The sequence below is a fragment of the Pradoshia sp. Z6_59 genome (genome assembly GCF_058267515.1).
This window is the reverse complement of record NZ_JBZCPP010000018.1, coordinates 1-24,253: the sequence shown is the minus strand read 5'-3', so window position 1 is coordinate 24,253 and position 24,253 is coordinate 1. Positions and strand designations below refer to the sequence as shown.

Below are 24,253 nucleotides of genomic sequence, written 5' to 3'. Positions count from 1 at the left end.
GGAAACTCTCATCTTTTATAGAATGTAAAAAGTATGAGGGGTGGGATATTATGGAAATAGAGATTCCGAGGAAACGGATGTCAAAGGGGAAGAAAATTAGTTTATGGGTCCTTGCTATTTTAGTAGTCATTCTTTTAATTGGTTCGCTGGGAGCAGTTTATTTTGTTAAACGGTCTTTACCGAAAATAGAAGGTGAACTTGAGCTGGTGGGGTTACATAATGAGGTGGAGGTTTTACGTGATCAAGAAGGAGTTCCGCATATAAAGGGCGATGATACACAGGATTTATTTTTTGCCCAAGGTTATGTACAGGCTCAGGATAGGATGTTTCAAATGGATTTATCAAGAAGGCAGGCATCAGGCAGATTAAGTGAAGTAATAGGAGAAGCCATGCTTAAAAACGATAAATATTTCCGAACTCTAGGTTTGAGAAGAGCTGCTGAAGATTCTTATGAAGCCTATTCACCGGAGGCAAAAGAAATACTTCATTCATTTGCTGAGGGTGTAAATACCTACATAAAAGAAAAAAAGGCCAATGGGAAATGGCCGATAGAGTTTACCTTTCTTGGGTATGAGCCAGAGGAGTGGACTCCGATTGATTCACTGACGATTGGTAAGTATATGGCCTTTGATTTAGGAGGAAACTGGAACAGTCAGGCTTTTCGCCATTATTTGCTGCAAAGTTTCCCGAAGGAAAAAGCATATGAATTATTTCCAAGTTACCCTGCAGGAGCACCAGTGAATATAACGAAAGATGAACTCGACATAGAAGGCAGTTTATCTTCTTCTGTTGTCCCGAATGAATATAACGGAAGCAATAATTGGGTAGTCTCAGGTGAGAAGACCCAATCAGGAGAACCTTTATTGGCAAATGATCCACATTTATCATTGGCCACCCCCTCTGTCTGGTATCAAAATCATTTGGAAGGGCCTGGCTATAATGTTAGTGGTGTCATTTTTGCGGGCATTCCAGGAATCATTTTAGGTCATAATCAAACTATTGCATGGGGAGTTACGAATGTGGGACCTGATGTACAGGATTTATATATTGAGAAGAGAAATCCTGAACAGGAAGATGAATTTCTTTATAAGAAAGAATGGGAAAAAGCTCAAGTTATTCATGAGAAGATAAAGATAAAAGGACAGAAATCGGAGGATTTTAAAATAACCATTACACGTCATGGGCCTGTCATCTCTGAATTTTTAGGAAGTGTTGGCAAGGAGCATGTTTTAGCTTTAAAGTGGACTGCTTTGCAGCCTTCAAATGAGTTGGAGGCCGTGCTAAATATGGGTAAATCAAAAGATTGGACCGAATTTGAAAAGGCGCTGGGGGATTTTGAATCGCCGGCACAAAATTTTGTCTTTGCCTCAAAGGAAGGGACAATTGCTTATAAGGCTAATGGGAAGATTCCTATTCGAAAAGATAAGCAGGATGCTCTTTTACCGGTAGAAGGCTGGACAGGAGATAATGAGTGGATTGGGTATATTCCCTATAACGAGTTACCGCGTACAATTAATGCTGAAAAAGGCTACATATCAACGGCTAACAATAAAGTAACAGATCAACACTATCCGTATCATATAAGCCATGATTGGGCCCAGCCCTATCGCCAGATGAGGATTGATAAAGTTCTTTCAGGTAATGATAAATTAACGATTAAAGAGATGAAGAAATTACAAATGGATCAGCAAAATCTGCAGGCTGAGGAATTCCTGCCGAAGTTTATAGAAGAAATATCAGAGACTAAAGAAACAGAGGCCATTGGTGTTTTAGAGGACTGGAATTACATGGATGACAAAGAAAAGGCAGCTCCGTTACTCTTCCAATTGTGGATGGCAGAAATATCGGACACCTTATTCGCAGATGATATATCTGAAGAAATGCTCACCCTTTTCAGAGGCAGAAAGCAAGCTGTTGATCAGCTTCTTAGAAAATCGTTAAATGGTGAAAAGAGTATTTGGATTGAAGAAAAGGGTGGTTTAAAGACGGTGCTGGAAACCAGCTTGAAGAAAGCTATTGCAAAAGGGAAAGAGATGCAGGGAGGGGATCTTTCTAATTGGAGGTGGGGGGATTATCACCAAATTCAATTTAAGCATCCGCTATCCTCAGTCAGTCCTCTTCAACATGTGTTTAATTATAAGGGGGGACTAGAGAGTGGGGGAAGTGCGGTTACGGTTCAGGCAGCTGGTTACGATACGAAAGGAACAATTAATCATGGAGGATCATGGAGGTTTATTGCGGATCTCTCTGATTTATCCAGGGCCTCACATATAGTCGGACCTGGACAGTCCGGGCAATTAGGAAGCGAATGGTACCAAAACCAAATGGAAGATTGGGTTACAGGGACATATCATTTAACGAAACTAAATGAAAAGAATGGAGTCAAGCTGCTGTTAACACCAAAAAGAAAAAGGTAGTTTTTTCCGAATAAGTAAAATAATTAAAAAATAGATGCGTAAGTTTAGTAATGTTGGGAAAAAAGTCTTATAATTTTATACGAGAAGTTTACGTGAACGTTTGAATTTTTTAAAACAGTGGGATTATATAATTTTAATCTGTATTTATAAAATAAGGCTGGTGCCTACTCACTTTTTGCTAAGGGTTGGATTAAAGGATTACCAATGTTACAACAACTTTACAATATAATTTTTTTACGGTTTTTTGAATCTTTTTTGGTTTAATATCGTCTAGAATAAAGGAGAAACAATCTATACCGATAGGATAAGCGGGAAATAGGTAATTAGATATAGGCTTGACTAATCAAAATAGTCTAATAGCCACCTAACATCGTATTGATGAAGACATGCCGGAGGGGTTTGTATTGAAACATGGTAAAAGAGATTTTATATACCTTCATAAACAAGAAGCTGAGCATTTTGTAGCTTCATTTGGCATAGACTTTTTTAGTTTTATGCAATCATTGAAAGAGCCGCCGCCAAATGTTTTATTATTGGATCATCCTTTTATGGATGTTGAATATGATATGCATACACAGTTTAATTATGTTTCCTTTCCCTCATATAAAAAATATTATAAGGAGAGCGGGAAGGAGTATGGGCATATAAGCTGGATTGATTTTGAGGATATTGAGGGGCTGGAAGAATTAGCTCCATGGGAAATTGCTGAAATATTGTATATCAGACATACATTTAACCATCTAAGATCTCCCTTTTATCCAAAATTAAATAATCGGTTTGTCTATTTAACATTAGAGGATGGTTTTTATAATAAAGTTTATTACCGGTATTGGAATGATTTTTACCAGTTAATTTCCAAGCTAATTCCTGAGCATGTGGAGACAAATAAGCCGGATCGATTATGGCTTGGCGGTAGAAAAAGAACAGAGAATACAATAATCCCTATAGAGATTCTGAAACAGTTGTCCCCTTTGTTTAATGAGGGTGTAATCATTAGCTTTCATAAGTCAATTCAAACAAGACAAACTATCGAGATTCCAGTGTGGGTTGTTGGAGATTATCGGCATGAAGATGAGCTGAGAGATGAGTTAAGGACGATTTATCAAAAGCAGCAAACTGTTAATCTCGTTTATCAGAAGAAAATGAAAGAGTGGGTCATAGATGGAAAATAAACCTCCTGTAAAATTAAGGAGGTTTTCCTAATTTATTATACAGATATTCAGGTTCACAAATTATGTTCGAATATGCATATAATAAGAAGAATATAAGTTTTGCCTATAAGAGGAACCTGTCACATATTAATTTAATGTTCTGAAAAGGAAATGATACAATATATTATGTATCAATTAACGGAGGGTAAATTCAATGAAAATTAAACTAGGATTATTATATGGTGGAAAATCTGCTGAACATAAAGTGTCCATGCAAACTGCTATGGCAGTCATCAAAGCATTGGATTCATCTAAATATGAGATACATCCGATTTACATAAATGAAGAGGGAGAATGGATTAAAGGACCGCAATTACAAGGGCCGGTTGAATCTGTTAAAGAGCTGGAATTTGACCACAGAAGTCAGGCTGTTCAAACAACTGGTTTTAACAGTATTATCGCTCACGGATCTGATGATGCATTCGATGTTATTTTCCCATTATTACATGGCCCTAATGGTGAAGATGGTACAGTACAGGGGTTGCTCGAGTTGCTTAATATTCCATATGTAGGAAATGGTGTTCTTGCTTCTTCAGCAGGTATGGATAAAGTAATCATGAAGAATATATTTGCCCAGGCTGGGTTAGGGCAGGTTGGTTATGTTTCTTATTTACGTTCAGAATGGAGCGGAAATGAAGAAAAGGTATGCCAAGAGGTAGAAAAAGCATTGGGATATCCATGTTTTGTTAAACCGGCAAACTTAGGTTCCAGTGTTGGGATTAGTAAATGTGAAAATGCAGAAGAGCTGCATAAAGCATTTGAAGAGGCATTCCAATTCGACCGAAAAGTAATCATTGAAGAAGGTGTTACTGCAAGAGAGGTTGAGATTGGCGTTATTGGAAATGATTATCCTGAGTGTTCTGTTGCAGGGGAAATTATTCCGAAAAAAGCGTTTTATGACTATAAAGCTAAATACGAAGATGGCGATACAGCATTGGTAATACCTGCAGAGATTTCTCAGGAAGAATATCAAATGCTGCATGACATGGCAATTAAGGCATACAAAGCATTGGATTGTTCCGGGCTTGTGAGAGCAGATTTCTTCCTTACACATGAAGGAAAAGCTTATATTAATGAAGTAAATACAATGCCGGGATTTACACCATTTAGTATGTTCCCATTACTTTGGAGCCACACTGGAGTGGAGTATCCGCAATTAATTGAAAAACTGATTAATTTAGCTATTGAAAGACATGCTGAAAAGCAAAAAATTAAATATACTATTTAATACACTGTAGCCTGGCTGTACAAATGAGAAATGTAAGAGTCAGCGTATTAAGCTGGATGGGTTGATTTCATCATATCCGGCTTAATACTAATGATAGGACTATGCATACTCAATTAAACGGCAGAGGAATGCTGTACAGCCGATTTTTCTTTAATTGGCTGTATCTGTTTCAGGGATGATAAAGGGTAATGGAGGATTAATATGATCAAACGTACATTGGCTGAAATTGCAGCTATGGTAGACGGGAGTATAAATGAAGGTTTCGAAGATATACTTGTTTCAGGAGTAACAAATGATACAAGAAAAATCGAGGAAGGCAATCTATTTGTTCCTTTGCAGGGTGAAAATAGCAATGGGCATAATCATGTAGAGGCAGCTTTCGCTCAGGGAGCAGCTGCTTCATTCTGGGAATCAGATGCACCGAATCCTCCTGAAAGCAGAGCATTGATTTTTGTTAAGGATAGTTTAAAGGCATTACAACAGTTATCCAGAGCATATTTACATGAGTTGGATACGAAAGTAATCGGGATTACAGGAAGTAATGGGAAAACGACTACTAAAGATATGACTGCCTCGATCATGAAAACAAAATATCGGGTACATAAAACAAGTGGAAATTACAACAATCACATTGGATTGCCACTTACGATTTTGTCTGCTCCGGAAGATACAGAAATCCTGATACTAGAAATGGGAATGAGCAGCAGTGGGGAGATTTCACTCCTTTCACAGATTGGACAACCTGACGTAGCGATTATTACTAATATTGGTGAGGCACATTTACTAGACTTAGGTTCTCGCGAGGGAATTGCAGACGCCAAAATGGAAATTGTCGAGGGTTTAAAGAAGGATGGAACACTCATCTTTAATGGAGATGAACCTCTTCTGTTAAGTAGGGTATCCAAGCATGCTTATAAGCAGATTACATTTGGCAGCAGTATGACAAATGACTATTATCCTGTTCAAAGCAAAGCAGGAGAGAATGAAATGGAATTTACAATTGATGTAGATGGTAATCATTCTTTTGTATTGCCGCTCTTAGGCAATCATAATGTGTTGAATGCATTGGCGGCGATAGCTGCCGGCAGAACGATGGGAGTCTCCTGGGAACAAATCACTACAGGTCTTGCTGAAGTAAAACTATCTAATATGCGGATGGAAGTATCCTTTGGAGCGAGAGGCGAAAAAATCATAAACGATGCTTATAATGCCAGCCCGACTTCAGTTAAAGCAGCTATTGAATTAGTGAAAGGGATGACAGGTACGGGCAAGAAGATTCTTGTACTAGGCGATATGCTTGAATTGGGACCAGAGGAAGAGATGTATCACTCCAAAATGGGTGAATTAATCACAGAGGAGATTGATTATGTCTTTACGTATGGTAAATTGGCTGAAAAGATTGCCGAAGGTGCTGCAGAAAATTTGAATAAAGAACGCATTTATCATTTCAGTGATAAGGATCAATTATCATTGAAGTTAAAAGAAGTCATTGATGAACATTCTATTGTGTTGGTCAAAGCTTCGAGAGGGATGAGACTTGAAGAAGTCGTTCGTAGCCTTCAAGACTAAACCTTAAAGATATACTATCCCACGATGTCATTCATTCTTTAAGGATGAATGACATTTTTAAAAATTTTATACATATCTGCATGATTTGAATGAAATCTGGGTAATATATAACTGTATGTAAATAGAGGTTATTTATTAGTTAATTGGCGTTTTTATGCTGCACACTAAACTAGGTTAGTTAATCAATCGATTGATTAGTAGGTAAATGTAATATTTTATTTAATTTTGATACCAAGATCCGATTGCTTTGTATAAATCGAGTCCTGGCATAAATCATCTATGTGTACTACAAACAAAATTCTGTAAATATGTTTATAAACCTCTATTTTATTTAAAACAAATCGTGACTATAACGGCTTATCGTGTACAAGATTAGTGTGCAGCGCCTATTCTTCACCCATCAACGGCTTTAAAAAGGGAGAATACAGTTCTTAAATTAGCTAATTTAGAACCACAAAGGTATCTGTTAATAGCTTGAAGATTTGAAGCAGGAAAAATAGCATAATAGAATATTGCAAGTGCGATTATTTGCAATCCCGGTCTGTTTTTGTTAACATAAGTTAAATACATGCGTTTCATGAAAATTTTCCAAATGAATTGGACTTATGAACTCATGCTGCCGGGATACTGACGGCCGCTTTTTTTTGTGAGATCGAACCCTGTGCAACAGGCATGATTAAATTGACCGTAATCCTGTTTTACAGGAATGAAAAATATATTGAAGCAATTGTTAAAATAACACCTATCTTGGGGGTAGAAAAATTAATGACATTATTTAGTGAATTAGGAATTAGCAGCGACACATTAAGAGCAGTAGAAGGCATGGGGTTTGAAGAAGCAACTCCAATCCAATCTGAAACGATTCCACTTGCATTGCAGGGTGGGGATTTAATCGGACAAGCTCAAACAGGTACTGGTAAAACTGCTGCGTTTGGAATTCCGATGATTGAAAAAATCGATGTAAAAAGAGACGAAATTCAGGGATTAATCATTGCACCGACACGTGAACTTGCTATTCAGGTTTCTGAAGAGCTTTACAAAATCGGAGCAGGCAACCGTTCCCGCGTTCTGGCAGTATATGGCGGTCAGGATATAACTCGTCAAATCCGTGCGTTAAAAAAACGTCCGCATATCATCGTGGGTACACCAGGAAGACTATTGGATCATATTAACAGAAAAACAATTCGTTTGAACAATGTTCATACTGTAGTTCTTGATGAAGCAGATGAAATGTTGAACATGGGATTCATTGAAGATATTGAATCTATTCTATCTTCTGTTCCAGATAATCACCAAACTCTATTGTTCTCTGCAACTATGCCTGATCCAATTCGTCGTATAGCCGAAAGATTCATGCATGAACCAAAAACAGTTCGTGTAAAAGCGAGAGAAATGACTGTACCGGCAATCAGCCAATATTATGTACGTGTTCCGGAAAGAGAAAAATTCGATGCATTAACTCGTCTAATTGATATCCATACGCCGGAATTAGCTATTATATTTGGCCGTACTAAACGTCGTGTTGATGAATTAGCAGAAGCATTAACAGTACGTGGTTATACAGCTGAAGGAATCCATGGTGATTTGACACAAGCACGTCGTATGTCAGTCTTACGCAAGTTTAAAGAGGGAGCAGTCGATATATTGGTAGCTACGGATGTGGCTGCACGTGGTCTTGATATTTCCGGTGTTACTCATGTTTATAACTTTGATATTCCTCAGGATCCTGAAAGTTATGTTCACCGTATTGGACGTACAGGAAGAGCGGGTAAAGAAGGTATGGCAGTTACATTCGTAACTCCACGTGAAATGTCTTATCTTGAAGTGGTTGAACGCACCACTAAAAAGAAAATGGAGCGTATAAAAGCTCCAACTGTTACAGATGCGCTTGAAGGACAGCAAAGAACTGTAAAAGAAAAATTGTACAATGTTGTTTCTTCTGAGGACTTAACGGCATATCTTCCGTTGGCTAAAGAAATGATAGAAGATCATACTGCAGAGGAATTAGTTGCTGCAGCATTGAAATTGTTCATTAGAGAGCCGGATGAAAAGCCTGTAACCATCTCAGAAGAGAGACCACTTCCATTCCGCAAAGATGGCTATAAAGGCGGAAAAGGTGGCGGAAGCAAACGTCCATATAACAGAGGCGGAGACAGAGATAGCCGTGGTGGCGGAGACAGAAGACGCAGCAGCAGCACCAATCAAGGTGGACGCAGAAAGTCTTACTCAAACTCTAAACCAAAAAACACAAGTAAATAAGATTTAAATAAAGGCCAATCCTACACATTAGGATTGGCCTTTTTGTAATGAATTACCTTCTATTGTTCATAATAAGCATAGGAGGTGAGTAAATCTTATGACTATTATTCGCTTAGGTTATGTAGCTATGAGTATGGAATTGAAAAATGCATCCCCCTCAAAAACAATGACATATGCGCAATTCAGCAAGCTGGCAAATAGAGAAGCCGCTATAAAAAGACTGGAGAAAATTGCAAAAACCAATCTTAAAAACTGCCTTCGTTTATTAATTCATAATGAAGTAAATGGTATCCAATTCTTTCGATTTTCCTCAAAATTAATACCACTTGCCAACCATCCGGATTTAGAAGATTGGAACTATATGGCCGGTATAAAAGAGGAAACAAGTGCGATTAAAGAATATCTAAAAAAGCATTCTCATATGAGAATTGATTTTCATCCGGATCACTTCGTTGTTTTAAATAGTGAAGATAAGAATATCTTGAAAACATCAATTAAGACATTAAGGATGCATTTTCGATTACTAAAAGCTTTTGGATTATCGCCAAAACATCGTTGTGTATTACATATTGGTGGTTTATATCAAGATAAGGAACAAGCTCTTGAACAATTTATTCATAATTGGGGATATGTGCCTGCGGATATTCAGGAAATGATTATATTGGAAAATGATGATACGCTATTTGGCATACAGGATACCCTTTACCTGTGTGAAAAACTATCTATTCCCATGGTATTTGATTTGCACCATCATAAACTAAATAGTCAGGGAGATTGGAAAGAGCATTGGCCAAGGATTGTACAAACCTGGGGTAATTCAAGCTTGCCTGTTAAAGTACATCTTTCATCTCCGAAGAATGAAAAAAATAAAAAAGCACATGCTGATCATGTGCAAAAAGAAGAAATGATTGAATTAGTGCGGGGCAATAATCATTTGACAAGCCAAATTGATTGTATGCTGGAGGCAAAGCATAAAGATTTCGCTGTTTTCAAGTTAATCGAGCAATTAAAATTGCTGGATGGCTTTAAAATAATGGGTGGTGCTATATTTTCGTATGAGCCTGTGACAAATGAAAGTCAATAAGCTTGGCATAATAGTAATTACGGCTATGTATGAAAAGGTGCTGTGCCTCTCGTAATTCTTGAGGACCTTTACCAATAGCTAAATAAAAGTGTTCAAAAAGGGTGAGAGATCCTTTTTCTGTTTGCAATGTCTCTAATAACTTGCTTCCCTGATTCGTTTGGCCAGTTACCATATAACGATAGGCTTTTTCAGATGGTGATGTCGGTTGTATATCCAATTCTCTGCGCCATAAGCTCCTGAATATATCCAAAGAACAATTAAGTGAAGCCTCTAAATAAGGTCTGCGTTGCGTATGGACATTTTTCAACAGATTCAATCCCTTCATAACCCATTCTTTTGCTATAAGGAAACTATCGAACATATAAGAATGAGCTATGATGTGAGACAGGCTGATTTCCAGAGTAGGGAATTGTTGCAATAAATCTTTATTGTTAAAGTATTGTTGGCAGGCGTTTCGAACGTTCTCTGGATTTGTGCTGCTGCATAACATAGAGACTAAATACATTTCTCCAAGCTGTATTTTAAAAATAGACAGTAAATCCTTCTCCTTACACAGTAAAAGCATGGGTTCGACGGCTTTTATTAATTTATTGAGTGGCTCTTGCAATCTTAACTGACTAATACCATACATATGTGAAATGATAGAAGCAATATTAATTTCTAAACAGCTCGATGACAGATTAAATACTTGATCAATAAGCTCTGAGTTATCGATCTGACCTTCTGCCTGAGCAATATAAATAGCAAATACCTTTCTTAATTCATTATTTTCTGGGTTGGAGGAATCTTCGAGTATTAATGTTTTAATCCAATCCATGCATCCTAAACGGAATAAATATTCCAGGACAAAGAGTCTCTGAACTACTCCAGATGTACATTTGCAGTAATATAATTTTACAATTTTGAAGGCTTCCTTTTCATTTGTCAGTGATAAAGAAGCCATAGCCTGCATGACATAGATTGGATGATACTGTTCATATGTATGAATAGAGAAGGTGTCAGATAAATTTATCCATTCAGGGATAGAAAATGTAAGGCATTCTTGGCCATTTCCTTTTATGGGTTGAGGAATCAAAAATTTACTGAATGATAAATCCATAGCTTCTACCTTCTCTCTCTAATTTAAAGATACTATTTCTATTATAGTTAATTTTTCCTAGAGAGGAAATAGATTCATCCAATTATCGGTTAACTAAAAAAAGACGGGAGAGTGCGAAGCCCATTATAAGACCGCCGAGATGCCCAGTAATATTAATAGATGATTGAAAAAAAGACATGACTACACCGATTATAATTAAAGCTAGTATCACCTGTGAATTTTGTGGTGAAATTAAATCTTTTCTAAAAAAGATAATATAAACAAAACATCCAAATAATCCATAAATGGAACCACTGGCCCCCACATGAGCATACATTAAAGGTTCTGCAAAGAATGTAAGAACATTTGCAAGGGTGCCAGACAGTATAAAAAGTAGACTGAATCGAAATGTACCTAATATATTTTCCAATCCAGGACCAATGATAATTAAGGAGAAACTATTGAATAATAGATGGGAAAAGCCAATGTGAAGAAAGATTGGTGTGACCAATCTCCAATATTCACCCTCTGCAATGAAAAGGTTAACTCCACTAAATAAGGTGTAAAGATCTCTTCCAAGAGAGATTGGCAAAGAAGTGATAATAAAAAGGACTACACAAACAGCTGTTAAAAGACTGACTCCTGGATAAAAACGAATAAATTGCCCGAAACTTTCGGTACGAGTGAACAAAAGACATCATCCTTACATAATAAGATTTGGTAAATCATTTATAATGAGGTAGTGTTTAAACGTAAATAGCTATATTAATTGTGAGGGTGTGAACCAATGATTGTTGGAATTGGTATCGATATTATTGAACTTGAGAGAGTGAGAGATATTCTTAAACGGCAGCCTAAATTTGTTGATCGTATACTAACTGAAGATGAAAAGGAATACTATCTGTCACTTGGCGAAAATCGGAAAATTGAGTGGTTTGCCGGACGATTTTCTGCTAAAGAGGCATTTTCGAAAGCAAATGGTACAGGTATCGGCGGTAAATTATCGTTCCATGATATTAGTATTATTCCTGATAAGAATGGTAAACCAATGATCAAACATCCTTTAGAGGTAAAGGCACACTTAAGTATTACCCATACTAAACAATATGCGGCTGCTCAGGTTCTACTCGAAAAAAGATAAAAATAAAATGTTTGTCCCCTGCAAGCACATAATCAGAAGGTTTGTCTCATATATTCAATTAACGAATTGGAGAGACAAGGCCTTGTTTTGGACATTTATTACCCATGCGTATTTAAGATATAACACTCTTTGTGGGCATTCAACAGCGATAATGAATTAACATAAGAATAGCAGAAATAAAGAATGTTTTGAAAAGATGTATCTTAAAATGTACTGGAATGTAAATGAACGAACCGGATCGGGCTTTCCTCTCCCTTTTACTTACTACTGTTAAAAGGGGATGAGATCTTGAGGAGGTTAATGATGCTGACGCTGACATTGGGATTTATGTTGGTCTTAGCAGGCTGCGGGGAAAAATCGCAAACTGAAGTTGTAGACGCATTAACGGAAAAGATGAATGAATTAAAGGGATACAAAGCAGATGCGAAAATGACCTTAAAAATGGGCACGGAGCCACAAGTGTATGATGTTGAAGTGTGGTATCAATCTCCATCCAATTACCGGGTAAACTTGAAAAATGCTCAAAAAGATCAAAGTCAAATCATCTTGCGGAATAAAGAAGGGGTATTTGTATTAACACCAGCGCTTAATAAAAGTTTTAAGTTTCAAAGTGAGTGGCCAAAAAATAGCTCTCAGGCTTATCTGTATGAGTCTTTAATTACGGATGTAACTGTTGATGAGGATGCAACCTTTAAGGCAACAGAGGATAATTATGTGTTTGAGACAAAAACAAGATATCAGAACAATAAGATGCTCCCGCTGCAGGTTGTGAAATTTGACCGTAAAACACTGGAGCCGGTAAGTGTAGAGGTAATGGATTCTGATCGTAATACATTAGTTCAAGTTGAATTTGAAAAAACGAAGTTCAATCCGAATTACAGCAATAGCGATTTTGATGTGAAAAAGAATATGACAGGAGCACAATTGGAAGTGCCGGTCATGTCTTCTGAGGAAGAGATTGATTTTGTAACTCAATATCCAACAGCCGAGATACAGGGTGTGGAGCCTGCAGGCGAGAAACTGATTGAAACAGAGGATGGGAAACGAGCTGTTCTGACATTTGCGGGTGATGAAAAACAGTACACGTTAATAGAAACTAAATCAAAGATTGTCAAAGAAGCTGCGGTCACCATAGCAGAAGGTGAGCCTGTTGATTTAGGTTTCACGATTGGCAATATGACCGAAAACTCCATATCCTGGTCTTATGAAGGGATCGATTTCATGCTGGCAGCAAAAAATCTCACAGCAGACGAGATGGTCATGGTTGCGAAATCAGTGCAGGAAACAGCAGAAAAATAGGAGTGAATGGACCTGTTAATAAAGGCAGGTCTATTTCTTTTTAGTTTCTGAGGAATGAATTGACTATCCTTTCATTAAGGGGAATAATCAAATTATAATCATCTAAAGGTAGGTAAACCTCTTATGAAAAATAGTCAATTATCGTATAGAGATACATGGGCAGAAATCAATTTAGATCATATAAAGCATAATGTTGAACAGTTTAGACATCTTTTGCCTCCAACTACTGACATCATGGCGGTTGTAAAGGCAAATGCATATGGGCATGGAGATCGGCAAGTAGCTGAAATGGCATTAAGTGCCGGAGCAACCAGTTTGGCCGTAGCTTTCTTGGATGAAGCGATCAGGCTGCGTCAGGCAGGTATAAAAGTACCGATTTTAGTACTTGGTTCCACTAGAGCGAAAGACTCGAAGGTAGCCGTGCAGTACAATATTTCATTAAATGTACATGACATTGATTGGATAGGGAAAGCTATAGCATATTTACAGGAAGAAAATATAAAGAAACCGCTAAACATACACGTGAAAATTGATACAGGCATGGGCAGGCTTGGGATAAGAAATATACAAGAAATGAAAGAAATTGAATATATGCTTAAGAATCAAGATTATATTCATCTTGAAGGTATATTCACTCATTTTTCCAGTGCAGATGAGTTGGACTTGGACAAAACCCAAAACCAATTGTTGAAATTCAAGGAGATTCTTGATAATATGGAATACTTGCCGCCTTACATTCATACTAGTAATAGTGCGGCAGCTATGAGATATCCTGATGCCTATTTCAATACAGTAAGACTCGGTATTTCTATGTATGGCTTAAGCCCATCACCGGAAATAACAAACGATCTCCCTGTAACGTTGAAGCCTGCTTTATCTCTTTATACAAAGATAAAGCAAATCAAGAAGATTGCAATGGGGGATACAGTAGGGTACGGTGCGACGTATACAGCGGGTGAGCCTGAGTGGATTGCCACTTTGCCTATTGGATATGCGGATGGATGGATCAGAAAATTATCTGGGCAATCTGTACTGGTTAATGGACATAGGGCGCCTATTGTTGGACGCATCTGTATGGATCAATGCATGGTTAAATTAGATCAGGGTGTTCCTGAGGATACAGTGGTTACTCTCATCGGAAGCGATAGTGATGAGACAATTACGGTTGATGAGATAGCTGAGAAATTAGAAACGATTAATTACGAGGTTATTTGTCAACTATCAAGCAGAGTCCCTCGAGTGTATAAGCAGGATGGTTTAATTGTTGAAACTGTAAATCAGTTATTTCATTATTAATTATTTAGCACATATGTGCATGAATAATGAATAAAGGGCAACTATTTAGTCTCATAATAAGAAAGAAATGTACTAGACACCTTTGCATGCAGAAGTAATAATGGTAAGATATAATAGTAAAGAACTATGTGGTTTGTAGTGATGGTGGAGGTGTTTGCCTGTGTCTGAGTCCAGTGCAACTACGGAAATTCTAATACGCTTGCCCCAAAATTTGCTAAGTGAGTTGGATGGATACGTGAGAGAAGAAAATGTGAATCGAAGCGAATTTATTTATCAAGCAACTAAAATGTACTTGCAAGAACGTAAAAAGAAAGAGTTTCGCGAATCCATGCGCCGTGGATATATGGAGATGGCCAATATTAATTTAACTATGGCTGCAGAAGCTTTCCAGGCAGAATATGAAGCTGAACATGCTGTGGAGCGTTTAGTTAGCGGTGAATAAGGGTTTAAATGTTAAACGTGGTGATGTGTATTTCGCTGATTTGTCTCCAGTGGTTGGATCTGAGCAAGGAGGGGTAAGACCTGTACTTGTTATTCAGAATGATATCGGTAATCGATTTAGCCCTACCGTAATTATTGCGGCAATTACGGCTCAAATACAAAAAGCGAAACTGCCTACCCATGTAGAAATTGACGCCCAAAAATATGGATTCGAGCGCGATTCTGTTATTTTACTTGAACAAATTCGAACAATTGATAAGCAGAGATTGACAGATAAAATAACACAGCTGGATGATGAAATGATGCGTAAGGTTGATAATGCGCTCCAAATCAGTCTGGGACTCGTGGAATTGTAATAGTAAAAAGATTATTAATAATAAATATACTTCTGTGTTGAAGGTTAGACTGCCAAGAATCATGAATTCTTGGCAGTTTTTTTGTGCTTTTTAACTTAGAAAGACTTATTTTTAGTTTAAGTTAATAACAAAAAGGGAATGAAGTATAGGTTATAGAAATTACAAATAGGTGGTAGCGCTATTAAGGCAATATTACGAAGGGATTTAAGATTTCCTATTTCCTTTTTAAGTGTTTATAATAGTTTGTGAATATGATTTTTTTGAAATTATTTAATAAATTAAAGTACATGTATCCATATAAAATGATCAAACAGAAAACTTGATGGAGGAGGAACTAATGAATAAACTTGTGCAAAACTATATCCAGAGTCATAAAGATGTCATTTTGCAGCAATGGATTGATCGTGTAAAGGATAAAGCGGATGATCGAGTCATTAAGATTGTTTCAGATCAAATGTTTATTCACACAAGCAATGAATTTATTGAAGTGTTGATTTCTAATATTAAAGATTCTGATGAAGAATTTAAAGTGAAACTTAGCGATTTTGCAGCTAAAATTATTCGTTTAGGATGGCCGTTAACATTTGTGAATGAAGGATTGAAAGCATTTAATGTGGTTGTTACAGACGGTATGGTAAATGAAGGGGTAATGACAAGGGATAACCAGCTTGAGATTGTGCTGGATTTTGACGAGTGGATTACCCCTTTAAATAATGAAATTCTGAATGTTTATACATCTACGTGGGAACGAACAGTTTCTTTGCAAAAAATTGCACTTCAGGAATTATCAGCACCACTTATTCCAGTATTTGAAGGGATTACTGTAATGCCTCTTATAGGCACTATAGACACAGAGCGTGCGCGACAAATTATGGAGAACCTTTTAGATGGTGTAGTGAAGCATCGTTCAGAGGTAGTCTTGATTGATATTACTGGAGTGCCTGTCGTTGACACCATGGTGGCTCATCATATTATTCAGGCAGCAGAAGCTGTTCGTTTGGTTGGTGCCCGTTGTATGTTGGTAGGAATACGTCCGGAGATTGCTCAAACAATTGTCAACCTCGGCATTAATTTAGATGAAATCATCACTAAAAATACATTGAAAAAGGGTGTAGAGGCTGCCCTGGAAATTACAAATAGAAAAATTATCGTAACACCGGAGGAATTAGTATGAGGATTCCAATATTAAAATTGCATGATTGTCTCCTGATTTCTATTCAATGGGAATTGGATGACGCAACAGCGCTGCAATTTCAGGAGGATTTACTGCATAAGATACATGAAACAAATGCAAATGGAGTGGTGATCGATCTAACATCAGTAGATATCATCGATTCTTTTATAGCAAAAGTCCTTGGCGATGTCATTGACATGTCAAAATTAATGGGAGCAAAAGTAGTGATTACGGGAATACAGCCTGCAGTTGCCATCACATTAATTGAATTAGGCATTACATTATCCGATGTTATGACAGCGTTGGATCTTGAAAAGGGTTTGGAGAAATTACAAAAGGAACTGGGGGACTAGCATGATGAGCACCCAATCCTACGTAAAAATTCTTAATGAGTGGGATATTGTTGCAGCCCGACAAGTGGGCAGAAATGTGGCCAAAGAGCTGGGGTTTGGCACCGTGGATCAGGCAAGAATAACCACAACCATAAGCGAATTAGCAAGGAATATCTATCTCTATGCAGGGCAGGGCCAAATATGCATTGAAAAGGTCTATGACAATGGGAGAACAGGTCTTAGAGTCATAGCAGAGGATAATGGTCCTGGAATAAGTGATATAAGAAGAGTAATGGAAGATGGATATACAACATCAGGAGGTCTGGGAGCTGGTTTGCCGGGAGTCAAAAGATTGATGGATGACTTTGATATTGACTCTGATGTTGGAAAGGGTACGCGAATAATGTCTACTAAATGGCTCCGATAGGGGGAAGATATGTGGAAAATAGAGAGTGCATGGAGGATAGATACCGTGAAGCTCTCTCGAATTACTTGAAAGAGCATACGGAAAAAGCGTTATATCTCGGGCATAAAATCAGCAAAGAAGCTATAGAACAGATGGTATCACCTGAAGAGATAATAAGTTTGCATAAAAATACGCTAAAAGAAATACATCCTGATATTTCGGAGGAAGTCAGCCACTCTTTTGATTTTTTATTGGAAATTATGATGGAGTATGGTGTGGCATTTCGTGAATTGCAGAGCCTCCGCCATCAACAAAGAGAACTGAAGAGTGAGATGGAGATAGCGGCTAATGTTCAGCAGACTTTATTGGAAACGCGAGTTCCTGTACTAAAAAATCTTGAAATTGGAGCCATAAGTGTTCCGGCTAAGCACATGAGCGGAGATTATTTTCATTTTGTTCAGGATGAGCATAATCGAGTGGCTGTAGCAATTGCTGATATTATTGGCAAAGGGATACCGGCGGCATTATGTATGTCCATGATTAAGTACGCGATGGATTCCTTACCAGAGCATCGCACATCCCCAGCGAGTGTTCTGGAAAGCATTAACCGTGTTGTGGAGCAAAATGTTGGACCGAGTATGTTCATAACGATGTTCTATGGTCTATATGATCCCTCGAATCATATTTTTACATATGCTTCAGCAGGCCATGAACCGGGATTTTTCTATAACTACGAAAAAAATGAATTTACCGAGTTAACGGCTAAGGGTCTGTTGCTTGGTGTAGATAAAAAAACAGTATACAGGCAATATGAAAGAAAGATTGAAATAGGCGATATGATTATCCTTCTATCTGATGGGGTAACAGAGTGCAGGACAAATGAGGGATTTATAGAAAGAGATACGTTGGTTCAATTTATTCGGGAATCTATTCATTTAGATGCCCAAACCATCGTAAACAATCTCTATAAAAAGTTGGAAAAGATGCAACATTTTCAATTGAGGGATGATTTTACCTTGATAATTATGAGACGGAAGTTTTAAATGGATAATTTCGGGTAAAGAAGGATAGCGGAACATGACTTTTTGAGGAGAGGTACAATTCATGAATATTTCTATTGATGTACAAAATGTGAATTCTGAAATACATGTAAATGTTAAAGGCGAGATAGATGCATACACGGCACCGAAGTTAAGGGAGACATTATTTCCTTTGTCGGATCAAGATAAAGTAGTCATGATTATTGATTTAACCGATGTTTCTTATATGGACAGCACGGGTCTTGGAGTATTTGTAGGATTATTTAAAAATGTTCGAGCGCACAATGGAGATTTTAGAATCATCGGACTATCAGAGAGATTACATCGTCTTTTTGAAATCACTGGTTTAGCGGATATAATCCATATAAAAAGCCATGCAGAGGGTGGAACGCAATGAGTGAAACATACGAATATATTGAAATGAAGATACCTGCAAAACCTGAATTTATCGGGGTAATGAGACTAACTTTATCGGGAATAGCCAGCCGTATGGGTTTTTCATATGATAGTATAGAAGATTTGAAAATTGCTACGAGTGAGGCTTGTACAAATGCAGTTCAGCATGCGTACAAGGGCGAGCGTGATGGGGAAGTTATCATTGGCTTTGGATTATATGAAGACCGACTTGAAGTAATGGTGGTCGATAATGGAGAAAGTTGTGATTTTGAAGAGGTGCGACAAGGCTTGGGGCCTTATGAGAGAGACCAATCAGTGGAATTCTTAAGAGAAGGAGGATTAGGTCTATATCTGATTGAAACGCTCATGGATGAAGTGAAAATACACCATAATGAAGGTGTTACAGTGTTCATGACGAAGTTTCTTGAGGGAGAGCAGGTGGAGAGTGATGCAGAAACAATCTCAAACTAGTGATGAGAAAAAGGCACAAATGAGAGACCAAGTCACGGAATGGATTAAAGCCTATCAAATCCATGGAGATGAAGAAGCACAGGCTCAACTTGTTCAGCACTATACGGGGCTAGTTGAAACGATTGCGAGAAAGTATTCAAAGGGAAAATCGTATCATGAGGATATTGCTCAGGTTGGTATGATCGGATTGCTGGGTGCGATTCGCAGGTATGATGATTCCTTCGGAAAAAGCTTCGAAGCTTTTGCTGTCCCGACGATAATTGGGGAGATTAAACGCTTTTTACGGGATAAAACATGGAGTGTCCACGTTCCTCGCAGAATTAAAGAACTTGGCCCGAAAATCAAGTCGACTGTTGAAGAACTTACCTCAGAGTTACATCGCTCCCCTAAGATTGAAGAAATTGCTCAGTACTTAGAAGTTTCTGAGGAAGAGATTTTAGAAGCGATGGAAATGAGTAAAAGTTATCAAGCTCTATCAGTGGATCACTCAATCGAGGCAGATTCAGACGGTGGAACAGTCACGTTATTAGATATTTTCGGAAATGTCGACGAGGGGTATGAAAAGGTGAATCAGCGATTGGTCTTGGAGAAAGTTCTCCATGTATTATCAGATCGCGAAAAGAAAATCATACAATACACCTATTTAGAGAATCTAAGTCAAAAGGAAGCTGGAGATCGATTAGGTATATCTCAAATGCACGTATCCCGTCTTCAACGCCGTGCGATAAAAAAATTGCAGGAAGCTATTAATGCTGAGAATTCGGAGTATATACGGTGAATCACGAAGTGCTAAGGGATAGTAGAGTACAATTAATTGTGTCTCAGTCACCTAAACAAGGAAAGCTGTTATGTGGAGATGACTATTTTTATGAAGTGACGGATGATTACTTTGTATGTGTCATCGCAGATGGATTGGGTTCAGGGGAGTTTGCTCATGAATCTTCTCGGGCGGTTACTAATGTAGTCCGGGAATATCAGAGTGAGGATGTTGGAGCTATTATGGAACGATGTAATCAGGCTTTGTTAGGAAAGCGAGGCGCCGCTGTCGCTATTTTAAAAGTAGATTTCAAAAAGAAAGAATTCCAGTATAGCTGTGTTGGTAATATTCGTTTCTATCTATATCCTCCAAATGATAAAATGATTTATCCCCTACCTGTAACCGGATATTTATCTGGAAGAAAACAGAAATTCCATACTCAACAGTTTACATATACTCCGGCCACTAAATTTTTCATTCACTCCGATGGATTTGAAATGAAGGGAACGAAAAATTTCTTGCGAAATGCTAGTTCTCTTGAAGAAACTGCGAAAAAATTAGAAAGTCAAAATAGTGCTTTGAACGACGATATTACATTTATTTTTGGGAGTCTTTTATAATTATAAGAGACTTCTTTTTTGTGTTATTTGGGATAGTCCAGTATTTGAAGCAGAAAAGGTTATGATACTATAAAGGTAATTATTTGCAGAGGGAAGGTTTGTTAATGAAGTCAAAGAATGAATTGGTTCAATATATAGCGGCAGAGCTTTCGGTTAAGGGGAGTCAAGTATCTAATGTATTGGCGCTTCTAGAGGATGGTAATACTATTCCTTTTATCGCTCGGTATCGAAAAGAAATGACTGGCTCATTGGATGAGGTTGAAATTAGAACGATTTCTGAAAGGTGGAGCTATCTCGATAATTTGGAAAAAAGAAAGGAAGAAGTCCTGCGTATTATTGAGGAGCAAGGGAAACTCACAGACGAGTTATCGCGTCAAATCATCAAGGCAGTAAAACTGCAAACTGTTGAAGATTTGTATCGTCCTTTTAAACAAAAGCGTCGTACAAAAGCAACGGTTGCAAAAGAAAAAGGATTAGAACCGTTGGCGAAATGGATTATGGAAGCTCCTCAAACTGCAAATCCGCTTGAAAAAGCTGCTCAATTTGTTGATCTGGAATTGGGAGTGGCAACGCCAGAAGAAGCTATAGATGGTGCGAAAGATATTATAGCAGAGAATATATCTGATAATGCCTCTTTTAGAAAATGGATTCGGGATGAGACATTTAAGTTTGGTTCGATTAAATCTGTAAGTAAAGATGAAGAAAAAGATGAGAAAAAGGTATTTGAGATGTACTATGACTATGAGGAAGCAATTGGAAAAATAGTTCCTCATCGAATTTTGGCGCTTAATCGTGGTGAAAAAGAGGGAGTGCTCCGAGTTTCCATCAAAAACGATACACAAAAAATAATGGAATATCTCGCCAGAAAAATGAATTTGAATCCAACCAACCCGAGTGCAGGGATTATAAAGGAAGCAATAGAAGATAGCTATAAGCGATTGATTCAGCCCTCTATTGAAAGAGAAATTCGCAATGAATTGACGGAAAAGGCTGAAGATCAAGCTATCTATATTTTTTCTGAGAATCTCAAAAATTTACTGCTTCAGCCGCCTTTAAAGGGAAAAATGGTATTGGGTGTAGATCCTGCTTATCGTACAGGCTGTAAATATGCAGTAGTCGATCCTACAGGAAAAATGCTTGAGGTAGGAGTGATTTATCCGCATCCTCCAGTAGCTAAAAAGAAAGAATCAATGGAGACTATTCTGACTATACTCAAAAGATATAATATAGAAATCATCACAATCGGGAATGGAACAGCATCTCGAGAGACAGAACAATTCATTGCAGATACGTTGAAGAAGCAAAGTGAAAAAATCTATTACGTAATTGTAAATGAGGCCGGGGCAAGTGTTTATTCGGCGTCGGATATCGCAAGAGAAGAGTTTCCAGATTTACAGGTCGAGCAGCGAAGTGCGGTCTCGATTGCAAGAAGACTACAGGATCCCCTGGCTGAATTGGTGAAGATAGATCCTAAATCTGTAGGTGTTGGCCAATATCAACATGATGTTTCAGAAAAAAAACTGAATGAGTCACTTGGTTTTGTGGTTGAAACGGCAGTAAACCGAGTGGGGGTTAATGTGAACACAGCTTCTCCTTCCCTATTGCAATATGTGGCGGGTCTTTCCAAGTCTGTAGCTCAAAATATCGTAAAAAAGAGAGAGGAAGAAGGAGCATTCCGAAATCGGGCTTCTTTAAAAAAGATTCCAAGGCTTGGTGCGAAAACTTATGAACAAGCCATTGGGTTTTTAAGAGTAATTGGTGGGGAAGAGCCGCTTGATCGAACATCAATACATCCTGAAAACTATCAGTCCGTTCGTTCTTTGTTGAAAATGCTCGGTTTCACAACGGATGATTTAGGAAGTGAACGATTAAGAGAAGCGCTAACCACGGTGAAGAAAAGTGAGATAGCGGAGAAATTGAATATTGGCGAAATCACACTAGGAGATATTCTGGATGCCTTGATGAGACCAGAACGAGATCCGCGTGACGAATTGGCTGCACCTCTATTAAAATCCGATGTGCTCAAGATGGAAGATCTTAAGCAAGGGATGGAGCTTCAAGGTGTTGTTCGTAATGTCGTTGATTTTGGTGCATTTATTGATATTGGCGTAAAGCAGGCTGGTTTAGTCCATATCTCAAAATTGAGCAATCGATATGTAAAGCACCCAATGGATGTTGTATCAGTTGGGGATGTGGTTACTGTCTGGGTTGATCAAGTAGATATACCTAAAGAACGAATTGCCCTTACAATGATAAATCCGACTGGCTAATATAAACGTGAAGCATTGCCTTAATCATATTGGGTAATGCTTTTTTTATAAAAAAACCAACATTGATTCAATAGCTGTACTTGCTTGCTGTTTTTTTCAAGAAAGGCTCTTTGAATTTGGTTTTGTAACCAAGCAGGCATGTTTAGACCTCCTTTCATAAATGTTGTACTATGAATAGGTGATAAGCCCATGGTTAGTTTATTGTATGTAATAGCCGTCGGGTTTGTTACTTTAAAAGTGTGGAGGTTTAACTTATGACGGACCGGGAATTACAGAAATTAGTTGAAAAAATATCCATAGAGGATTTTGGAATGCCATTCACTCATAAGGCGATTTTTAATAACAGGTTAAGAACAACAGGGGGACGGTATTTATTAGTCAGCCATAATATTGAGATTAATCGAAGATACTTAGATGAACTAGGAATGGAAGAGATAAAGGGAATTATTAAACATGAATTATGCCATTATCACCTACATCTCCAAGGGAAGGGATACAGGCATGGTGATCGGGACTTTAAACAATTGATGGCAAAGACCAACTCACCTCGTTTTTGCTCGACTTTGGAAAGTAATATCCGAGCTGTACGACCTGTGAAATGGATTTATGAATGCCGGTCTTGCGGCCTGGAATATAGACGAAAAAGACAGCTTGATACGAAGAAATATGTATGTGGAAAATGTCGCGGAAAAATTATTTTAAAAAAATCGTTGACATAGACCTTGCTAACATGGTAACTTATTTGAGCGGCCTTATTAAAGCCGAAAACAAAAATGACATCGAAACTTTAACAAAAAAACTTTTTAAAAAAAGTGTTGACATGTTAAAAGAGATTCATTATAATAGATAAAGTCGACAAGGGCACTTGAAGTTTTAGAGAGATGAGAAAGTGCTTGAGAGACTGAAAGTAATGAACGGCCCCTTGGTCAAGCGGTTAAGACACCGCCCTTTCACGGCGGTAACACGGGTTCGAATCCCGTAGGGGTCACCAATCAAACCTCAGATTGTTTGAGCGGGATTAATATCGTCGCGGGGTGGAGCAGTCTGGTAGCTCGTCGGGCTCATAACCCGAAGGTCGCAGGTTCAAATCCTGTCCCCGCAATAAATGGTCCGGTAGTTCAGTTGGTTAGAATGCCTGCCTGTCACGCAGGAGGTCGCGGGTTCGAGTCCCGTCCGGACCGCCATTTATAAAATAACACTTATCTTACAAGAGAAAAGTGATTATAATAAAAAGTGTGTTATAAAACACCTTTGGGCTATAGCCAAGCGGTAAGGCAACGGACTTTGACTCCGTCATTCGTAGGTTCGAATCCTGCTAGCCCAGCCATTTAGAGCCATTAGCTCAGTCGGTAGAGCATCTGACTTTTAATCAGAGGGTCGAAGGTTCGAGTCCTTCATGGCTCACCAT

Annotated in this window: 24 protein-coding genes and 5 tRNA genes; 26 read left to right on the top strand and 3 right to left on the bottom strand. The window is 38.0% G+C overall.

The genetic code is table 11. From position 1 onward, the window contains the following. The first annotated feature begins 50 nt into the window (after nt 1-50). The 6 genes from AC4D4B_RS15745 to uvsE all read left to right on the top strand — a co-directional run bounded on the left by AC4D4B_RS15745 (nt 51) and on the right by uvsE (nt 9,768). On the top strand, nt 51-2,417 hold the full coding sequence (locus tag AC4D4B_RS15745; protein ID WP_491000487.1) for a penicillin acylase family protein: 2,367 nt from the start codon (nt 51-53) through the stop codon (nt 2,415-2,417). Between the two features lie 404 nt (nt 2,418-2,821). Next, nucleotides 2,822-3,589 carry a hypothetical protein gene (locus tag AC4D4B_RS15740; protein WP_490996994.1) on the top strand — a complete coding sequence of 256 codons (768 nt, stop codon included), beginning with the start codon at nt 2,822-2,824 and terminating at the stop codon, nt 3,587-3,589. Between the two features lie 193 nt (nt 3,590-3,782). Then, nucleotides 3,783-4,856, top strand: a complete 1,074-nt coding sequence (locus AC4D4B_RS15735) for a D-alanine--D-alanine ligase (protein ID WP_490996993.1) — start codon at nt 3,783-3,785, stop codon at nt 4,854-4,856. Between the two features lie 201 nt (nt 4,857-5,057). Beyond that, nucleotides 5,058-6,425, top strand: coding sequence for a UDP-N-acetylmuramoyl-tripeptide--D-alanyl-D-alanine ligase (locus tag AC4D4B_RS15730; RefSeq protein ID WP_490996992.1), 1,368 nt, complete (start codon nt 5,058-5,060; stop codon nt 6,423-6,425). A 765-nt stretch (nt 6,426-7,190) separates the two neighbouring features. After that, nucleotides 7,191-8,684 carry a degradosome RNA helicase CshA gene (gene cshA / locus AC4D4B_RS15725; RefSeq protein WP_066102485.1) on the top strand — a complete coding sequence of 498 codons (1,494 nt, stop codon included), beginning with the start codon at nt 7,191-7,193 and terminating at the stop codon, nt 8,682-8,684. Nucleotides 8,685-8,781: 97 nt separating this feature from the next. Further along, entirely contained in the window at nt 8,782-9,768 is a 987-nt protein-coding gene (gene uvsE / locus AC4D4B_RS15720; RefSeq protein WP_491000486.1) for a UV DNA damage repair endonuclease UvsE, read from the top strand. On the opposite strand, the gene AC4D4B_RS15715 is transcribed toward uvsE, so the two are convergent. After that, nucleotides 9,728-10,867: an AimR family lysis-lysogeny pheromone receptor gene (locus AC4D4B_RS15715; RefSeq protein WP_491000485.1), complete on the bottom strand. Its 1,140-nt coding sequence runs from the start codon at nt 10,865-10,867 to the stop codon at nt 9,728-9,730. The two genes, uvsE and AC4D4B_RS15715, sit on opposite strands and share 41 nt — an antisense overlap. Before the next feature lie 82 nt (nt 10,868-10,949). Continuing rightward, the gene (locus AC4D4B_RS15710; RefSeq protein WP_491000484.1) at nt 10,950-11,537 is read right to left on the bottom strand and encodes a rhomboid family intramembrane serine protease; all 588 of its coding nucleotides are present in this window, start codon (nt 11,535-11,537) and stop codon (nt 10,950-10,952) included. A 96-nt stretch (nt 11,538-11,633) separates the two neighbouring features. Between AC4D4B_RS15710 and acpS the strand changes: the two genes are divergently transcribed. The 14 genes from acpS to AC4D4B_RS15640 all read left to right on the top strand — a co-directional run bounded on the left by acpS (nt 11,634) and on the right by AC4D4B_RS15640 (nt 22,845). Further along, complete coding sequence (gene acpS, locus AC4D4B_RS15705) at nt 11,634-11,987, top strand: holo-ACP synthase (RefSeq protein ID WP_490996988.1); 354 nt, start codon at nt 11,634-11,636, stop codon at nt 11,985-11,987. Nucleotides 11,988-12,290: 303 nt separating this feature from the next. Next, nucleotides 12,291-13,286: a LolA family protein gene (locus AC4D4B_RS15700; protein ID WP_491000483.1), complete on the top strand. Its 996-nt coding sequence runs from the start codon at nt 12,291-12,293 to the stop codon at nt 13,284-13,286. Nucleotides 13,287-13,409: 123 nt separating this feature from the next. Next, nucleotides 13,410-14,582, top strand: coding sequence for an alanine racemase (alr, locus tag AC4D4B_RS15695; protein WP_491000482.1), 1,173 nt, complete (start codon nt 13,410-13,412; stop codon nt 14,580-14,582). A gap of 160 nt (nt 14,583-14,742) precedes the next feature. After that, nucleotides 14,743-15,024 carry a CopG family ribbon-helix-helix protein gene (locus AC4D4B_RS15690; RefSeq protein ID WP_049672447.1) on the top strand — a complete coding sequence of 94 codons (282 nt, stop codon included), beginning with the start codon at nt 14,743-14,745 and terminating at the stop codon, nt 15,022-15,024. Beyond that, a complete protein-coding gene (locus AC4D4B_RS15685; RefSeq protein ID WP_066102464.1) occupies nt 15,017-15,379 on the top strand; it encodes a type II toxin-antitoxin system PemK/MazF family toxin in 363 nt (120 codons plus the stop codon). Before AC4D4B_RS15690 ends, AC4D4B_RS15685 begins: the two co-directional genes overlap by 8 nt. Before the next feature lie 337 nt (nt 15,380-15,716). Then, on the top strand, nt 15,717-16,553 hold the full coding sequence (locus tag AC4D4B_RS15680; RefSeq protein ID WP_491000481.1) for an RsbT co-antagonist protein RsbRA: 837 nt from the start codon (nt 15,717-15,719) through the stop codon (nt 16,551-16,553). Further along, nucleotides 16,550-16,906 carry an STAS domain-containing protein gene (locus AC4D4B_RS15675; protein WP_066102458.1) on the top strand — a complete coding sequence of 119 codons (357 nt, stop codon included), beginning with the start codon at nt 16,550-16,552 and terminating at the stop codon, nt 16,904-16,906. The genes AC4D4B_RS15680 and AC4D4B_RS15675 overlap by 4 nt, the downstream gene beginning before the upstream one ends. A 4-nt stretch (nt 16,907-16,910) precedes the next feature. Then, nucleotides 16,911-17,312 (top strand): anti-sigma regulatory factor, encoded by a 402-nt coding sequence (locus AC4D4B_RS15670; RefSeq protein WP_066102671.1) that lies wholly within the window; start codon nt 16,911-16,913, stop codon nt 17,310-17,312. An 11-nt stretch (nt 17,313-17,323) separates the two neighbouring features. Further along, a complete protein-coding gene (locus tag AC4D4B_RS15665; RefSeq protein ID WP_491000480.1) occupies nt 17,324-18,334 on the top strand; it encodes a PP2C family protein-serine/threonine phosphatase in 1,011 nt (336 codons plus the stop codon). Nucleotides 18,335-18,395: 61 nt separating this feature from the next. Further along, on the top strand, nt 18,396-18,728 hold the full coding sequence (locus AC4D4B_RS15660) for an anti-sigma factor antagonist (RefSeq protein WP_066102453.1): 333 nt from the start codon (nt 18,396-18,398) through the stop codon (nt 18,726-18,728). Continuing rightward, nucleotides 18,725-19,198: an anti-sigma B factor RsbW gene (gene rsbW, locus AC4D4B_RS15655; protein WP_066102448.1), complete on the top strand. Its 474-nt coding sequence runs from the start codon at nt 18,725-18,727 to the stop codon at nt 19,196-19,198. Before AC4D4B_RS15660 ends, rsbW begins: the two co-directional genes overlap by 4 nt. Further along, complete coding sequence (sigB, locus tag AC4D4B_RS15650; protein ID WP_490996983.1) at nt 19,176-19,976, top strand: RNA polymerase sigma factor SigB; 801 nt, start codon at nt 19,176-19,178, stop codon at nt 19,974-19,976. Before rsbW ends, sigB begins: the two co-directional genes overlap by 23 nt. Next, a complete protein-coding gene (locus AC4D4B_RS15645; RefSeq protein ID WP_490996982.1) occupies nt 19,973-20,575 on the top strand; it encodes a PP2C family serine/threonine-protein phosphatase in 603 nt (200 codons plus the stop codon). The genes sigB and AC4D4B_RS15645 overlap by 4 nt, the downstream gene beginning before the upstream one ends. A gap of 104 nt (nt 20,576-20,679) precedes the next feature. Beyond that, nucleotides 20,680-22,845: a Tex family protein gene (locus AC4D4B_RS15640; protein WP_490996981.1), complete on the top strand. Its 2,166-nt coding sequence runs from the start codon at nt 20,680-20,682 to the stop codon at nt 22,843-22,845. A gap of 20 nt (nt 22,846-22,865) precedes the next feature. Here AC4D4B_RS15640 and cmpA read toward each other — a convergent pair whose 3' ends face one another. Beyond that, the gene (cmpA, locus tag AC4D4B_RS15635) at nt 22,866-22,985 is read right to left on the bottom strand and encodes a cortex morphogenetic protein CmpA (RefSeq protein WP_491000479.1); all 120 of its coding nucleotides are present in this window, start codon (nt 22,983-22,985) and stop codon (nt 22,866-22,868) included. A gap of 114 nt (nt 22,986-23,099) precedes the next feature. Here cmpA and AC4D4B_RS15630 point away from each other — a divergent pair, with 114 nt between their 5' ends. The 6 genes from AC4D4B_RS15630 to AC4D4B_RS15605 all read left to right on the top strand — a co-directional run bounded on the left by AC4D4B_RS15630 (nt 23,100) and on the right by AC4D4B_RS15605 (nt 24,252). Then, complete coding sequence (locus AC4D4B_RS15630) at nt 23,100-23,564, top strand: SprT family protein (RefSeq protein WP_490996980.1); 465 nt, start codon at nt 23,100-23,102, stop codon at nt 23,562-23,564. Between the two features lie 197 nt (nt 23,565-23,761). Beyond that, nucleotides 23,762-23,836: transfer RNA gene (locus AC4D4B_RS15625), tRNA-Glu, on the top strand. 37 nt (nt 23,837-23,873) lie between these two features. Beyond that, nucleotides 23,874-23,947, top strand: a tRNA-Met gene (locus AC4D4B_RS15620). Nucleotides 23,948-23,952: 5 nt separating this feature from the next. Next, nucleotides 23,953-24,029, top strand: a tRNA-Asp gene (locus tag AC4D4B_RS15615). A gap of 68 nt (nt 24,030-24,097) precedes the next feature. After that, nucleotides 24,098-24,172 (top strand) — tRNA-Gln (locus AC4D4B_RS15610). Nucleotides 24,173-24,176: 4 nt separating this feature from the next. Further along, nucleotides 24,177-24,252 (top strand) — tRNA-Lys (locus tag AC4D4B_RS15605). Nucleotide 24,253 lies beyond the last annotated feature (1 nt).